This window comes from Hydrophilobacter chitinilyticus (assembly GCF_049860745.1).
Taxonomy (GTDB): Bacteria; Pseudomonadota; Gammaproteobacteria; order Burkholderiales; family Burkholderiaceae_C; genus Rhodoferax_B.
The window spans coordinates 5,482,729-5,498,696 of record NZ_CP187561.1; the positions used below are offsets into that span (position 1 = coordinate 5,482,729).

Sequence of the window (15,968 nt, forward strand, 5' to 3'; positions counted from 1 at the left end):
AAAAGGATTTAACTCATGAAATCATTACTCGACCTGTTCAAGCAATTTACGCCGGACCAACACTTCGACGCCATCCGCATCGGTATGGCTTCGCCGGAGAAGGTTCGCTCGTGGTCTTTTGGTGAAGTTAAGAAGCCAGAAACCATCAACTACCGCACCTTCAAGCCAGAGCGCGATGGTCTGTTTTGCGCCAAGATCTTTGGCCCTATCAAAGACTACGAATGCTTGTGCGGCAAGTACAAGCGCCTGAAGCACCGCGGTGTGATCTGCGAAAAGTGCGGCGTTGAAGTCACGCAGACCAAAGTGCGCCGCGAGCGCATGGGTCACATCGACCTGGCCGCGCCTTGCGCCCACATCTGGTTCCTGAAGTCGCTGCCATCGCGTCTGGGCCTGGTGCTGGACATGACGCTGCGCGATATCGAACGCGTGTTGTACTTTGAAGCATACGTCGTGACCGACCCCGGCATGACCCCGCTGAAGAAGTACTCGATCATGTCGGAAGACGACTTCGACGCCAAGACCAAAGAGTACGGCGATGAGTTCGTGGCCAAGATGGGCGCCGAAGGTATCAAGGACTTGCTCGAAGGCATCGAGATCGACGCGTCGATCGAGAAACTGCGCAACGACCTGACCGGCTCCGAAGTCAAGATCAAAAAGAACGCCAAGCGCCTGAAGCTGCTGGAAGCCTTCAAGAAGTCTGGCATCAAGCCCGAGTGGATGGTGCTGGAAGTGCTGCCCGTGTTGCCACCGGATCTGCGTCCGCTGGTGCCACTGGATGGCGGCCGCTTCGCGACCTCCGACTTGAACGACCTCTACCGTCGCGTCATCAACCGCAACAGCCGTCTGCGCCGTCTGCTGGAACTGAAGGCACCGGAAATCATTGCACGCAATGAAAAACGGATGCTGCAAGAAGCCGTGGACTCGTTGCTCGACAACGGCCGCCGTGGCAAGGCCATGACGGGCGCCAACAAGCGCGCGCTGAAGTCCTTGGCCGACATGATCAAGGGTAAGAGCGGTCGTTTCCGTCAAAACTTGTTGGGCAAGCGCGTCGACTACTCTGGTCGTTCCGTGATTACCGTGGGCCCAACGCTCAAGCTGCACCAGTGCGGCTTGCCGAAGCTGATGGCGCTTGAACTGTTCAAGCCTTTCATCTTCTCGCGCCTGGAAGCCATGGGCATCGCCACTACCATCAAGGCGGCGAAGAAGGAAGTCGAATCCGGCACGCCAGTGGTGTGGGACATTCTGGAAGAGGTCATCAAGGAACACCCCGTGATGCTGAACCGTGCGCCTACGCTGCACCGTTTGGGCATCCAGGCGTTCGAGCCGATCCTGATCGAAGGCAAGGCCATTCAACTGCACCCGCTCGTCTGCTCGGCGTTCAACGCTGACTTCGACGGTGACCAGATGGCCGTTCACGTGCCGTTGTCTGTGGAAGCACAGATGGAAGCGCGTACCTTGATGCTGGCGTCGAACAACATCTTGTTCCCTGCCAGCGGCGAGCCTTCGATTGTTCCTTCGCAAGACGTTGTGTTGGGCCTGTACTACACCACCCGCGACCGTGTAAACGGCAAGGGTGAAGGCTTGATTTTCGCCAACACCGGCGAAGTGCAACGCGCTTTCGACGCGGGTGAAGCCGAACTCAGCGCGCGCATCAACGTGCGCCTGACCGAGTACACCAAGGACAAGGCCACCGGCGAATTCGTGCCATCGACCAAGCTGTGGGAAACCACGGTGGGCCGTGCACTGCTGTCGGAAATCCTGCCCAAGGGCCTGCCTTTCTCCAACATCAACAAGGCGTTGAAGAAGAAGGAAATTTCGAAGCTGATCAACGTTTCTTTCCGCAAGTGCGGTTTGAAAGAAACGGTGGTGTTTGCTGACAAGCTGCTGCAGTACGGTTTCCGTCTGGCCACTAAAGCTGGTATCTCGATCTGTATCGACGACATGTTGGTGCCGAAAGAGAAGCACGGCATCATCGAGCGCGCCCAGAAGGAAGTCAAAGAGATCGAACAGCAATACGTGTCCGGTCTGGTGACTTCTGGCGAACGCTACAACAAGGTGGTGGACATCTGGGGCAAGTCGGGTGACGAAGTGTCCAAGGTGATGATGGCCCAGTTGTCGAAGGAACAAACCATCGACCGCAACGGCAACCAAGTCACGCAAGAGTCGTTCAACTCCATCTACATGATGGCCGACTCGGGCGCTCGCGGTTCTGCAGCGCAAATTCGCCAGGTGGCCGGTATGCGGGGTCTGATGGCCAAGCCTGACGGCTCGATCATTGAAACGCCGATCACCGCGAACTTCCGCGAAGGTCTGAACGTGTTGGAGTACTTCATCTCCACCCACGGTGCGCGTAAGGGTCTGGCTGACACGGCGTTGAAGACGGCTAACTCGGGTTACCTGACCCGTCGTCTGGTCGACGTGACGCAAGACTTGGTAGTGACCGAAGAAGACTGCGGCACACACGACGGTTCGCTGATGCGCGCCATCGTCGAAGGCGGTGAAGTCATTGAATCGCTGCGCGAACGGGTCTTGGGCCGTACCGCTGCAGACGACGTGCTGCACCCCGAAAACCGCTCGGTGATCCTGAAGGCCGGCGAGATGTTCGACGAAGACAACATCGAAGAACTCGAAGCCCAAGGCGTGGACGAAGTGAAGGTGCGTACCGCCCTGACTTGCGCCACCCGCTTCGGTATCTGCGCCAAGTGCTATGGCCGCGACTTGGGCCGTGGCGGCCTGATCAACATCGGTGAAGCCGTTGGTGTGATCGCCGCGCAGTCCATCGGTGAACCCGGCACGCAGCTGACCATGCGTACGTTCCACATCGGTGGTGCGGCTTCGCGTGCGGCAGTAGCCTCCAGCGTGGAAGCCAAGTCCAACGGTAGCATCGGCTTCAACGCCACGATGCGCTACGTGACCAACAGCAAGAACGAGCTGGTGGTGATTGCACGTTCTGGCGAGATCATCATCTCCGAACACGGCCGTGAGCGTGAACGCCACAAGGTGCCTTACGGCGCCGTGTTGGCGGTCAAGGCTGACCAAGCCATCAAGGCTGGCACGGTGCTCGCGACTTGGGATCCGCTGACGCGTCCGATCATCACGGAATTCGCCGGTACGACCAAGTTCGAAAACGTGGAAGAAGGCCTCACGGTCGCCAAGCAGGTTGACGAAGTGACCGGCCTGTCGACCATGGTGGTCATCGACCCCAAGCGCCGTGGTGCTGCCAAGGTGGTGCGTCCGCAGGTGAAGCTGATCGACGCTTCAAGCAATGAAGTGAAGATCCCTGGCACCGATCACTCGGTGACCATTGGCTTCCCCGTCGGCGCGCTGATCCAGGTGCGCGACGGCCAGGACGTGGGCCCAGGCGAAGTGCTGGCCCGTATCCCGGTCGAAGGTCAAAAGACCCGCGACATTACCGGTGGTCTGCCACGTGTGGCCGAACTGTTCGAAGCGCGTACGCCGAAGGACAAGGGCATGCTGGCCGAAATGACCGGTACCGTGTCGTTCGGTAAAGAAACCAAGGGCAAGGTCCGCTTGCAAATCACCGACCCTGAAGGCAAGGTCTGGGATGAACTGATCCCCAAAGAAAAGAACATCCTGGTGCACGAAGGCCAAGTGGTCAACAAGGGCGAATCGATTGTGGACGGCCCAGCCGACCCACAAGACATCCTGCGCCTGTTGGGCATGGAAGAGCTGGCACGCTACATCGTCGACGAAGTGCAGGACGTTTACCGCTTGCAAGGCGTGAAGATCAACGACAAGCACATCGAAGTGATCGTGCGTCAGATGCTGCGCCGTGTCGTGGTGGAAAGCACCGGTGACTCTGGCTACATTGCTGGCGAACACGTGGAACGCAGCGAAATGCTCGACACCAACGACGCCCTGCGCAGCGAAGACAAGATTCCCGCAACCTATACCAATATGTTGCTGGGTATCACCAAGGCTTCGCTGTCGACCGACTCGTTCATCTCCGCCGCTTCCTTCCAGGAAACCACGCGTGTGCTGACCGAAGCCGCCATCATGGGCAAGCGCGACGAACTGCGCGGCCTGAAGGAAAACGTGATCGTGGGCCGTCTGATCCCAGCCGGCACCGGCATGGCTTACCACCAAGCGCGCAAGGCCAAGGAACTGATGGACGACGCCGAGCGCCGCGCCATTGCCGAAGCCGAAGCCGCCGAATTGGCTGGCACGTCGGAAGAAGCGACCGTGGCCGATCACAGCGAGCATCCTGCTGCGGATTAAAACCGCGCACACGCTGACTGCCACTGACGCGATGTCAGTCCAAACCCCAAGCTCATTTCCCTGAGCTTGGGGTTTTTTTATGGCAAGCTGAGCCCGTCCCTTCCTTTTGGCCCATGGCACTAGAAACACTCGACCATCTCTACATTTGGGGCGCCGCCGCACTGCTGCTGTTTTGGGGCGTTGGCGCCTACAACCGCTTGGTGCGGTTGCGCTCTGAAGCGCTGCGCACCTTTGGTGTGGTGTCGCCATTGCTGCAAAGAGGTGCCGACTTGGTTCTGGCCACGGTGATCGTCGCGCCCGTTTCCGCGCCCGCACTTCCCGTATCTGAAGGACTACGCCCCGCCTCGCCATGGACAGGCGTACAAGGTGCCGCGACCCAATTCATGGCCTCGCTAGCCGTGGCGCGAACCAAGCCACTCGATGCCGAGGCCATGGCCGCCCTGAGCGCCGCTGGCGTGGTGTTACGCATGGCCTGGCAACGCATGGCAGCAGAATGTGCCACGTTGACCGGAGCCCCCTTGCCGCAAGCGGCTGTCTGGGATGACCTGAGCCGCCAAACCGATGAAGCCATCGTGCACTTCACCCAAGCCATACAAGACTACAACGCGGCCATCGGGCAGTTCCCAGCCCTGCTGCTGGCTTGGCTGGTAGGCTTCAGGCGAGCGCGGGTACTCGACATGTCGCTGCCGTAAAGCCGTAGCGACACAACCGATGAGCTGCGACCACGCAAGCTTCGAACGCCCAGGCCTCCTTTATTTTTTGCTTATCTCGTAATCGTTTGACCAAGTCATCTCAACCCACTCATAAATCCATCCCTCTCTGGCAACAACTGCAAGGTGCAGCCCACGTCTTGCAGGAAGTTCGCCAGGGTGGCTCGGCCACGCCCGCGCTGAATGCCATCAGCCCCGCACTGCGGCCCGGTGTACAGGCGCTGGTGTTCCATGCCTTACGGCACCTGGGGCGTGCCGAAGTACTGCGCAATCTGCTGGCCACCCGCACGCCGCCACCCAAGGTTGACGCATTGCTCTGCCTGGCGCTGGCCCTTGGCTGGACGGAAACCGACGCGCCCTACGACGCACACACGCTGGTCAACCAAACCGTGGAGGCTGCCACACGGGGCCCTGCCAAGGCGCAAGCCAAGTTCATCAATGCCTGCCTGCGTCGCTTTCTGCGTGAACGCGAAACCTTGATCGCCGCCAGCGACCGCGACCCCGTGGCGCTATGGAACCACCCGCGCTGGTGGATCAAACGCATGCGCGATGAACAACCCAACCGTTGGCAAGAGGTACTGGCAGCCAACAACAGCCACGGCCCGATGACTCTACGAGTCAATGAACAAAAAATGCCTCTAGCGCAATACCAAAAAGCGCTGACAGCTATCAATATTGATTCAAAACCGGTCGCAGCTACAGGCCTGCAACTGGCCAAAGCGCATCCGGTGCAGGCCCTGCCCGGCTTTGACCAGGGTCATGCCTCGGTGCAAGACGCCGCCGCCCAATTGGCAGCCCCCCTGCTCCTCGCGGGTCTGGACACGAGCGCGCCCCTGCGCGTTCTGGATGCCTGCGCGGCCCCCGGCGGCAAAACCGCGCATCTGCTGGAAATCGCCCCGAACGCCCAAGTGTTGGCGCTCGACGTCGACGCCCAGCGCTGCGAGCGAATCCACCAAAACCTGCAACGCCTGGGGCTGCAGGCCCAAGTGGTGGCCGCTGATGCGGGTGCGACAGAAACTTGGTGGGACGGCACCGCCTTCGACGCCATCTTGCTCGATGCGCCCTGCACCGCCTCGGGCATCGTGCGCCGCCACCCAGACGTGCGCTGGCTGCGCCGCGAAAGCGACGTTGCCCAGCTCGCGCGCATCCAGGCCACCCTGCTCGACAAGCTTTGGCCCCTGCTCAAACCGGGCGGCCGAATGCTGTATTGCACCTGCTCGGTGTTCCTTGCGGAAGGCCAGGAACAGATCGAAACGTTTCTTGCGCGCCACACCAATGCCGCAATTCAGCCCTCCCCAGGGCATTTAATGCCCCAAAAGGGAGAGGGAAACGACGCTGTCCCAGACAATCCATTGGGTGAACACGACGGTTTCTTTTACGCACTGTTGGAAAAAGCGGTGGTCTAGGCTCGCGGCCTGGCTGGTGGGAGCCCTGTTGCTTCTGACAGCCTTCGCCCCCAGCCAAGCCCAGTCGGTTCACGCGGAAGTGCAACAGTTGCATCTGCAAGTTGCAGATGGCGGCATTTTGTTGTCGGGCAACGTCAAGTTCGATTTGAGCGGCCCGGTCGAAGATGCGCTGTACAAAGGCATTCCCATGCACTTCGTCGCCGAGGCCGAAGTGTTTCGTAACCGCTGGTATTGGGCTGACTCGAAAGTGGGCTCCGATGCGCGCCACATGCGCCTGTCGTACCAGCCGCTCACGCGCCGCTGGCGACTCAACGTGTCGCCCACGGCCATGGGCAACAGCGGGCTCGGGGTCACGCTCAATCAGAACTTTGAATCGCTCACAGACGCACTGGCCGTGGTGCAGCGCTTCTCGCAGTGGAAGATTGCCGATCTGCCCGAAGGGGCCCGCGAGTCGCAGTACTACGTGGAGTTTTCGTTCCGCCTGGATGTCTCTCAACTGCCGCGTCCGTTCCAGATTGGCGCGGTCGGCCAGTCGGACTGGAACCTTGGCGTGAGCCAGACCGTCCAACTGGGCCGCGAAAGCAACGCCAAGTGAAACCCGATGACCTGCGCTCGTCAGCCCGCTACACCATCCGACAGCATGGTTTGTTGACCGCGCGCGCGCGGCGCTGGGCTTTTGGCGTTGGCACGGCAGTGGTGGTGGCCGTGGGGCTGGTGCTGTTCTTCCTGCTCACCTTGTCGACCAACAACCGCGAGTTGTACGAGCGCAATTACGCGCGCCTGTTCGTCATCAACATGGTGGTGGCGGGTGTCTTGCTCAGCGTCATTCTGTGGTTTGGCATTCGCTTGCTGCTGCGGCTGCGCAAAGGCAAATTCGGCAGCCGCCTGCTGCTGAAACTGGCCGCCATCTTCGCCTTGGTGGGGCTGGTGCCGGGTGGGTTGATTTATGTCGTGTCCTACCAGTTCGTCACGCGTTCGATTGAGAGCTGGTTTGACGTGCAGGTGGAAGGCGCGTTGGACGCCGGGGTAAACCTCGGCCGCACCACGCTGGAAGCGCTGTCCAGCGACTTGGCCACCAAAACCCGCGGCGCCAGCACCTTGTTGGCCGAAGTGCCCAACTCGTCAGTGGGCGTGCCTCTGGAACGCATTCGCGACCAATTGGCCGTCAACGACGTGGTGCTCTGGAGCGCGTCTGGCCAGGTCATCGCCAGCACTGGCCAATCGCGCTTCAACTTACGACCGGAGCGCCCGACCCAGCAGCAACTGCGCACCGTACGCAGCACGCGCAGCATGGCCGTGGTCGAGGGGCTGGACGACACCTGGGACACCGTTCCCACCAACGCCCACATCAAGGCCATTGTGCTGGTACCCACGTCCAATGTGGGGCTGCTGGTCGAGCCGCGTTTCCTGCAAGTCACGCAAAGCCTGCCGCAGCAACTGGTCAAAGATGCGATTGCCGTCCAACTGGCCAACCGCGAATACCAGGAACGCGCCTTGGCCCGCAGCGGGCTCAAACGCATGTACATCGGCACGCTGACGCTGAGCCTGTTTCTGGCCGTGTTTGGCGCTGTGGTGCTGGCGGTGCTGCTAGGTAACCAACTTGCGCGGCCGTTGCTGCTGCTGGCCGATGGCGTGCGCCAGGTGGCCGCAGGCGACCTCACGCCCAAAGCCGTGCTGCAAGGCAAAGACGAACTCGGTGGCCTGACCCGCTCGTTCGCCCAAATGACGCAGCAGCTCTCTGACGCGCGCAACAGCGCCGAGCAAAGCATGACACAGGTGATCGCCGCCCGCGCCAATTTGCAAACCATTCTGGACAACCTGACTGCCGGCGTCATCGTGCTCAGCATCGACGGCAACATCCTGTCGTCCAACCCCGGCGCCACCCGCATCCTGCGCCTGCCACTGGCGGCGCATGAAGGCCAGCCCCTCAGCAAAGTGCCTGGCCTGGACACTTTCGCCGCAAAAGTCCTCGCGCAGTTTGATGCGCATGAAACCGCGCGCAGCCAGCACGGACTCGATCACTGGCAGCAATCCTTTGAATTGCATCCGTCGCAAAACGCCCATAACCCCTTTGCACAAGACGCCGTCACCCTGGTGGCCCGAGGTGCCGAATTGCCGGACGCCACGCGATTGTTGGTTTTTGACGACATTTCAGAAATTGTTTCCGCCCAGCGCTCCCAAGCCTGGGGCGAAGTGGCGCGGCGCTTGGCGCACGAAATCAAGAACCCGCTCACGCCCATTCAGCTCTCGGCTGAACGCATGGAAATGAAGCTGCTCAACAAACTGGGCGACCCCGAGCAAGCGTTGCTGAAGAAATCAGTCAAAACCATCGTCGACCAAGTCGACTCGATGAAACGCCTGGTCAATGAATTCCGCGACTACGCGCGCCTGCCGGCCGCCGAACTCAAGCCCATGGACCTCAACGCACTGGTCCAAGACATCTTTCTTTTGTATGAAAACGACAGTGCCAAAGCGGCCGTCCAAACCAAGCTCGACCCAGCCTGCCCGCCGATTCGCGGTGATGCGGAGCAACTTCGCCAGGTCATCCACAACCTGGTGCAGAACGCGCAAGACGCCACCGAAAGCGCCGGTCAATCCGCACAGGGCCCCGGAGCAATCGTCAGCACGCAGTGGATTCCCGCCTCACAAACGGTGCGACTCACCGTGGTCGACAACGGCACCGGTTTTCCCGAGAACATTCTTAAGCGTGCATTCGAACCCTACGTCACCACCAAAGCCAAAGGCACAGGGCTTGGTTTGGCGGTGGTCAAAAAGATCGTCGATGACCACGGCGCCCGTATTTCTCTCAGCAATCGAATCGTTGACGGAGCCGTAAAGGGTGCCCAAGTGTCGTTATCATTCGGAACCAGCGCAGGCGTCGTAATTTAGCAACAATTTGCTACAGACGCCTTGGACTCCAGACTTCACTTCTTTCGGGACACGCAAGTAAACATGGCAAACATATTGGTGGTCGACGACGAGCTTGGCATCAGAGACCTGCTTTCGGAAATCCTGAATGACGAAGGCCACACGATCGAACTGGCAGAAAACGCAGCAGAAGCACGCGCCGCCCGCGCCCGCGCCCGCCCCGACCTGGTTTTGCTCGACATCTGGATGCCCGACACCGACGGCGTCTCCCTGCTCAAGGAATGGGCCTCATCTGGTGCCCTGACCATGCCTGTCATCATGATGAGCGGCCACGCCACCATCGACACCGCAGTGGAAGCCACCAAAATCGGCGCGCATTCATTCCTAGAAAAACCCATCACACTTCAAAAGCTGTTGAAGGCCGTTGAAATGGCCTTGGCCGGCAATGCGAACCGCAAACCCGCACCGCTCCCCGTCAACCACCACACCAGCTTTGCGGTCGAGCCTATCGTCCACTCGGGTGAGGCTACATCCGGCACAGGCGTCAGCACCATCTCTACCTTGATGGACATCGGCCCCCAGGCGCGCCAAGCTTTCGACCTGAACAAACCCCTGCGCGAAGCCCGTGATGGTTTCGAAAAAGCCTACTTCGAATTCCATCTCGCACAAGAAGGCGGCTCCATGACCCGCGTGGCCGAACAGACCGGTTTGGAGCGCACCCACCTCTACAGAAAACTAAAACAATTAGGCGTTGAGCTCGGACGTGGAAAACGTGGCTTAATTTGATATATAATCTGAGGCTCAGGCCCGGTAGCTCAGTCGGTAGAGCAGAGGATTGAAAATCCTTGTGTCGGTGGTTCGATTCCGCCCCAGGCCACCAAATCAGTTGTTCTAGTTTTTGCTAGAAGTCAACGCCAAAAAGCGACCCGTCAAACGGTCGCTTTTTTGTTTTCTGAACCTGTTTCCAAGGTATCGCCTCTGGGTGCTCTCCAAAATGGTCCCCTGCGAATTCAAAACCTCTTTTTCTTGAGGTCGTGCTTCCATCGCAAGCGGCACCCGCATCTCACAAAGCAGCGCACACCACCTTCACCAACTTTCCAAACGAGGCCTCGATTGTCTCCTCTGGCACCGTGCCATAACCCAGCAGCAACCCCTGCTGTGGCGCGGGTTGGCGCATCGAGTACATCGACAACGGGCGCGTGGCAATGCCGGCGCGAAGTGCGTTGCGCACCACGCTGCGGTCGTCGACATGGCTCGGCAACCCCAGCACCAGGTGCAGGCCGGCGTTGCCGCCGATGACGGGCAACCGGTCACCAAACCGCGCTTGAATGGCTTGGATCAAGGCCGCGCGCCGCGCGCTGTAGACGCCGCGCATGCGGCGTACATAGCTGGCGTAGTGCCCCTCGGCGATGAAGCTGGCCAACACTGACTGCTGCAAGGTCTGGCCCTCGCGAAACAACTCACCAAGACCGCGCGCAAAGCCCTCCACCAGCTCTTGCGGCAACACCAGGTAAGCGATGCGTAGCGAGGGAAACAACGTCTTGGAGAACGTGCCGAGATAGATGACACGGCCCTGGTTGTCCAGTCCTTGCAGCGCGGGCAGTGGACGGGCGTCGTAGCGAAACTCGCTGTCGTAGTCGTCCTCCACCATCCACACACCATGCGCGGCCGCATAGTCCAGCAACTGGCGGCGGCGACCGTGGCTCATCAGCGCGCCGGTAGGGTACTGGTGTGACGGTGAGACGAACATCAGTCGTGGTGGCGCGCGTAGCTGCTCAGCCGTTGGCAATAGACCGTCTTCGTCTACAGCCACGGGTTCGAGTCGCAAGGCAGCGGCATTGAACACGCTTCGCGCCCCCCAATAGCCGGGATCTTCCAACCAGACCGGATCACCCGGGTCCGTCAGCATCTGCGCGATCAGGTGAAGCGATTGCTGGGTACCGCTGGTGATGACGATCTGCTCGGGCGTGCACACCACGCCACGTGTGCCTTGTAAATAGTCAGAGATCGCCTGGCGCAGGCCGGCATCGCCGCCGCCGGTGGCGTAGCTCATCTGCTCAGGCGTCGACCGGCGCAGCACCCGTGCATTCAGGCGGTTCCACACCACCGTGGGAAACATCCGCACCTCTGGCACGCCCGGCACAAAAGCACCCCATTGCTGCGTCGCCGCCCCCGCGCCCGCCAGCAATTGCGTGCCGCGTTGAGACAGCGAGGCCACGCGAGAAGCCGATAGCTTGGCGCCGCCGGTTAACAAGCGCGGCGCCAGCGGCGCCACATAGGTACCACGGCCAACGCCGCCGCTCACATAACCTTCCAGCGCAAGCTGCTCGTAGACATGGACAACGGTGTTGCGAGCAATGCGCAGCGCCTGGGCTAGCACACGCGTGGGGGGCAGCTTGCCGCCCGCGCCGAGCACGCCTTCGCGGATGCCGCGCTGCAAGATGGCATAGAGCTGACGGTGACTTGGCAGCGGGCTTTGCCGGTCGAAATGTGCTTGCACGAAGTCGGGTAAGGCCATGTTCGGCTTCCTATTTGTCGCCTTGGCCGACCTTCCAATTGGTTCCATAAATTCAAAAAACTTGGTTCTTATATTGGAGCCAATTGAACCATAGACTGAACATTCAGAAAACCACCTGACGACCTTTCCTATGACCACTGCCAATCTGATCGCCAAGCCCTACGCCGAAACCTCGGCCCCCGTCGCCGCCCGCAGCAATGCCGCCATCGACGCCCGCCGCATCGCCGCCACGCCGCGCGGCGTCGGCATCGGCTTCCCCATCTACGCCGAGCGCGCATTGAATTCCGAACTCTGGGATGTGGAAGGCCGCCGCTACATCGACTTCGGCTCGGGCATCGCCGTGTTGAACACGGGCCACCGCCATCCGCGCATCGTCGAAGCGATTCGCGCGCAACTAGATTGCTTCACCCACACCGCCTACCAGGTCGTGCCTTATGAAAGCGTGGTCACCCTGGCCGAACGCATCAACCAGCTCACGCCCGGCACCCACGCCAAGAAGACGGCTTTCTTCACCACCGGCGCGGAAGCGGTAGAGAACGCCATCAAGATTGCGCGCCACCACACGCGCCGCCCGGGCGTCATCGCGCTGGGCGGTGGCTTCCACGGCCGCACGTACATGGGCATGGCACTGACCGGCAAGGTCCAGCCTTACAAGGCGGGCTTCGGCCCGTTCCCGGCCAGCGTCTTCCATGTACCGGCGCCTATCGAATTGCATGGTGTGAGCGTGGCCGACTCGCTGCGCGCCATCGAGCAACTGTTCAAGTGCGATATCGAGCCCGATCAGGTCGCGGCCATCATCCTGGAGCCGGTGCAGGGCGAAGGTGGCTTCTACCAGACACCGCTGGAGTTCATGCGCGCGCTGCGCAAGATCTGCGACCAGCATGGCATTGTGCTGATCGCCGATGAAATCCAGACCGGCTTTGGCCGCACGGGCAAATGGTTTGCCATGGACCACTACGACGTGGTGCCCGACCTGATGACGCTCGCCAAGAGCCTGGCCGGTGGCACGCCGCTGTCGGCCGTATGTGGTCGCGCCGAGATCATGGATGCGCCCAACCCTGGCGGCCTGGGTGGCACTTACGCGGCGAATGCCTTGTCGATCGCGGCGGCACACGCCGTGCTGGACGTGATCGAAGACGAAGAGCTCAACGCCCGCGCCGAGCGCCTCGGCCAGCAACTCAAGACCCGCCTGAACGCGCTGCGCGCCACCACGCCGCAGATCAGCGACGTGCGCGGCCCCGGCGCCATGGTGGCCATGGAGTTCGCCAAGGCCGACGGCACGCCCGACGCAGATTTAACCATGCGCGTGCAACAGCGCGCCAAAGAAGCCGGCCTGCTGCTGCTGACTTGCGGCACCTACGGCAATGTGGTGCGCTTCCTGTTCCCGCTGACGATCGAAGACGCCGTTTTTGAAGAAGGCCTGGCCATCCTCGCCAAGGCACTGCAGGAGTAATCGACATGCCAACACTGAACCTCAAGGATCCCACCCTGCTGCGCCAGCAGGCCTACATTGCGGGCGAATGGATCGATGCCGATGACCGCAAGGCCGTGGCCGTGGTGCACAACCCGGCCACGGGCGACCACATCGGCACCGTGCCGATGTGCGGCACCGCGGAGACCGTGCGCGCCATTGCCGCCGCCGATGCCGCCCAGCGCCTGTGGCGCGAAGTGCCGGCCAAAGACCGCGCGGCCGTGTTGCGCCGCTTGAGCGACCTGATGCTCGCCCACCAAGACGACCTCGCCCTCATCTTGACGACCGAGCAAGGCAAGCCATTGGCAGAGGCCAAGGGCGAGGTGGTCTACGCGGCATCGTTCATTGAATGGTTTGCCGAAGAAGCCCGCCGCGTCTACGGTGACACCATCCCCTCGCCTGGCAACGACCGCCGCATCCAAGCCATCCGCCAACCCATCGGCACCACGGCCGCCATCACGCCGTGGAATTTCCCCATTGCCATGATCACCCGCAAGGTTGGCCCCGCCCTGGCCGCAGGTTGCTCCATGGTGCTCAAGCCCGCTTTGGAAACACCTTACTCCGCGCTGGCCTTCGCCGAACTGGCCGAGCGTGCTGGCGTGCCCAAAGGCTTGTTCTCGGTCATCACCGGTTCGGCCACTGAGATCGGCGGCGAGATGACACGCAGCCCCATCGTGCGCAAGCTGTCCTTCACCGGCTCGACCGCAGTGGGCCGCACCCTCATGCGCCAGTCGGCCGACACCATCAAGAAACTGTCGCTAGAACTGGGCGGCAACGCGCCCTTCATCGTGTTCGACGATGCTGACCTAGATGCAGCCGTGGACGGCGCGATGATCTCCAAATTCCGCAACACCGGCCAAACCTGCGTCTGCGCCAACCGCATCTATGTGCAACGCGGCGTGCTGGAAGCTTTCAGCCAAAAGCTGGTGGCCAAGGTGGAAGCGCTGAAGGTGGCGGCAGGTACTGAAGCTGGCGCCACACAGGGCCCACTCATCAACGCCAAGGCGGTTGCCAAGGTCGAAGAACACATCGCAGACGCCATCGCCAAGGGCGGCCAGGTGTTGACCGGTGGCAAGCGTCATACGCTGGGCGGCCAGTTCTTCGAGCCGACCGTGATCACCGGCGCCAACGCCGAGATGCTGGTCGCCAAAGAAGAGACTTTTGGCCCGCTGGCGCCAATCTTCGCCTTCGACACCGAAGCCGAAGTGCTGGCCCTGGCCAACGACACTGAGTTCGGCCTGGCCGCCTACTTCTACAGCCGCGACATTGGCCGCGTGACGCGTGTGTCCGAGCGACTGGAGTCTGGCATGGTCGGTGTGAACACGGGTCTGATCTCAACAGCCGAAGCACCCTTTGGTGGAGTCAAACAATCCGGCCTGGGCCGCGAAGGCTCCAAGTACGGGCTGAATGACTTCATGGAGATCAAGTACGTTTGCCTGGGGGGCGTGGATCGCTGAGGTTGAAACGCCGAACGCGTTGACCACTAAAACATAGATCTGACTATGGGAGATGGCAATCATTACGAGCCTTCGTGACATTAGCAACTCCCATCCTCTATGTCGGCGGCTACGGCACGGCTTACTCGGACCCCATCCCCGTTTGCCGCAAATTTAATGACCTCGGCGACGCAAGAGCAACAAACCACCCAGCGCCACGGCGATGAGCGCGAGCGTGCCCGGTTCAGGGATCGTGTTAGTCGGGGTAGCGCGATACAACAACCAGCCTGCGGTGGCATAAGACGCGGCGCCGGTGGGCGCGATGGCCATGGCTTCGTTGCTCTTGTACACCGAGGATTGGTTGTTGAAGGTGTTGACCGAAATTAAGCCGACCTCTTGTCCCACGCCGTTATCGCTCAGGAAGAAAATCAGGTCTGCATCCGACAGAGTTCCAGGACTGGCGTAGTTTTCGCCCACTAGGGCATCCAGCGTGCTACCCGTAATACCGCAAACCGCAGCCCCTGTCTGCGTGCAGCTGTTGGTGCCGGAGGGGCCGAATATGGCATCGACAAATAGCTGCGCGTCTGCGTTACTTGCAATGGTAAAGCCCTCGAACAGACCGCCCACCGCGGTGGCGGCAAGGGTGGCTTCGAAATTAAAGCCCTTGGTGATGTCCCAGCCGAGCCATTCGCGCTGATTAAGACTATCAACAATCACGCTTGCAGCTGTATCTCTCGAGAACGATCCAACAGTCACGACGCTTGCCCTTGAAGGCGAAGCCACGCATACAAAGAGCGAGAAAAAAAGCGAGAGTGCGGATATAGATTTTCTCATTGAGGGTGTTCCTGAAAAGTGAATCACACGAAGGAGCGATTCATCTTAGCGCCGTAATGTTGAGTTACGGTAGTTAAATCGCTCCGATTTAATCTGCTTTTCCGGATGATTTAGATTGAGCGATAAAGCATATTTCCATCGCATTTTTTGTTGGCTGCGCAATGATTGCTGTTGCTGTGTATTTGGGGCTGACGTGCCACAAACCTACCGACATGAATGAATGCGAAGAGAAGCAATTCATGCCGGGCCTTTCGTGTGAGCAGCAATGGCACCAACTCGGGCGGAGATGGTTATGCCGAGGCAGGAGGGTGATATCTCGAACAAATCGAGGTCTTCCTCAAGATGGCCTGCCTTACTCACTACCGGTGAAGGTGGGATTTATGTCCACGTCCTGACGCAAGCAAGAGGCAGCTTCAGGCCGAAGTCGTCTTTGGACTTGCTAGAACTGGCTGGCCGCAATCTGAGAAAGCGGATGACCTTGCGAAA

At 60.5% G+C, this 15,968-nt stretch carries 10 protein-coding genes and 1 tRNA gene; 9 read left to right on the forward strand and 2 right to left on the reverse strand.

Annotated features, from left to right (window positions below; genetic code table 11):
* Positions 1–15: 15 nt before the first annotated feature.
* The 7 genes from rpoC to ACPWMG_RS24665 all read left to right on the forward strand — a co-directional run bounded on the left by rpoC (position 16) and on the right by ACPWMG_RS24665 (position 10,103).
* Entirely contained in the window at positions 16–4,239 is a 4,224-nt protein-coding gene (rpoC, locus tag ACPWMG_RS24635; RefSeq protein WP_483302116.1) for a DNA-directed RNA polymerase subunit beta', read from the forward strand.
* A 113-nt stretch (positions 4,240–4,352) separates the two neighbouring features.
* Positions 4,353–4,931: a LemA family protein gene (locus ACPWMG_RS24640; protein ID WP_483302117.1), complete on the forward strand. Its 579-nt coding sequence runs from the start codon at positions 4,353–4,355 to the stop codon at positions 4,929–4,931.
* Between the two features lie 86 nt (positions 4,932–5,017).
* The gene (rsmB, locus tag ACPWMG_RS24645) at positions 5,018–6,355 is read left to right on the forward strand and encodes a 16S rRNA (cytosine(967)-C(5))-methyltransferase RsmB (protein ID WP_483302118.1); all 1,338 of its coding nucleotides are present in this window, start codon (positions 5,018–5,020) and stop codon (positions 6,353–6,355) included.
* 28 nt (positions 6,356–6,383) lie between these two features.
* Positions 6,384–6,950 (forward strand): DUF4390 domain-containing protein, encoded by a 567-nt coding sequence (locus ACPWMG_RS24650; RefSeq protein ID WP_483302119.1) that lies wholly within the window; start codon positions 6,384–6,386, stop codon positions 6,948–6,950.
* Positions 6,951–6,961: 11 nt separating this feature from the next.
* Positions 6,962–9,244, forward strand: a complete 2,283-nt coding sequence (locus ACPWMG_RS24655; RefSeq protein WP_483305334.1) for a sensor histidine kinase — start codon at positions 6,962–6,964, stop codon at positions 9,242–9,244.
* A gap of 63 nt (positions 9,245–9,307) precedes the next feature.
* On the forward strand, positions 9,308–10,009 hold the full coding sequence (locus tag ACPWMG_RS24660) for a response regulator (RefSeq protein WP_483302120.1): 702 nt from the start codon (positions 9,308–9,310) through the stop codon (positions 10,007–10,009).
* Positions 10,010–10,027: 18 nt separating this feature from the next.
* Positions 10,028–10,103: transfer RNA gene (locus ACPWMG_RS24665), tRNA-Phe, on the forward strand.
* A 183-nt stretch (positions 10,104–10,286) separates the two neighbouring features.
* Here the strand turns inward: ACPWMG_RS24665 and pdxR are convergent.
* Positions 10,287–11,741 carry a MocR-like pyridoxine biosynthesis transcription factor PdxR gene (pdxR, locus tag ACPWMG_RS24670; RefSeq protein ID WP_483302121.1) on the reverse strand — a complete coding sequence of 485 codons (1,455 nt, stop codon included), beginning with the start codon at positions 11,739–11,741 and terminating at the stop codon, positions 10,287–10,289.
* Positions 11,742–11,871: 130 nt separating this feature from the next.
* On the opposite strand from pdxR, the gene gabT reads away from it, so the two are divergent.
* On the forward strand, positions 11,872–13,194 hold the full coding sequence (gabT, locus tag ACPWMG_RS24675; protein ID WP_483302122.1) for a 4-aminobutyrate--2-oxoglutarate transaminase: 1,323 nt from the start codon (positions 11,872–11,874) through the stop codon (positions 13,192–13,194).
* Positions 13,195–13,199: 5 nt separating this feature from the next.
* Positions 13,200–14,669 (forward strand): NAD-dependent succinate-semialdehyde dehydrogenase, encoded by a 1,470-nt coding sequence (locus ACPWMG_RS24680; protein ID WP_483302123.1) that lies wholly within the window; start codon positions 13,200–13,202, stop codon positions 14,667–14,669.
* A 153-nt stretch (positions 14,670–14,822) separates the two neighbouring features.
* Here ACPWMG_RS24680 and ACPWMG_RS24685 read toward each other — a convergent pair whose 3' ends face one another.
* Positions 14,823–15,482, reverse strand: a complete 660-nt coding sequence (locus ACPWMG_RS24685) for a PEP-CTERM sorting domain-containing protein (RefSeq protein ID WP_483302124.1) — start codon at positions 15,480–15,482, stop codon at positions 14,823–14,825.
* Positions 15,483–15,968 lie beyond the last annotated feature (486 nt).

Coding starts and splice junctions, on each gene's coding strand:
- rpoC (WP_483302116.1), top strand. CDS start 16: ATGAAATCATTACTCGACCTGTTCAAGCAATTTACGCCGGACCAACAC.
- ACPWMG_RS24680 (WP_483302123.1), top strand. CDS start 13,200: ATGCCAACACTGAACCTCAAGGATCCCACCCTGCTGCGCCAGCAGGCC.
- gabT (WP_483302122.1), top strand. CDS start 11,872: ATGACCACTGCCAATCTGATCGCCAAGCCCTACGCCGAAACCTCGGCC.
- pdxR (WP_483302121.1), bottom strand. CDS start 11,741: ATGGCCTTACCCGACTTCGTGCAAGCACATTTCGACCGGCAAAGCCCG.
- ACPWMG_RS24640 (WP_483302117.1), top strand. CDS start 4,353: ATGGCACTAGAAACACTCGACCATCTCTACATTTGGGGCGCCGCCGCA.
- ACPWMG_RS24685 (WP_483302124.1), bottom strand. CDS start 15,482: ATGAGAAAATCTATATCCGCACTCTCGCTTTTTTTCTCGCTCTTTGTA.
- ACPWMG_RS24660 (WP_483302120.1), top strand. CDS start 9,308: ATGGCAAACATATTGGTGGTCGACGACGAGCTTGGCATCAGAGACCTG.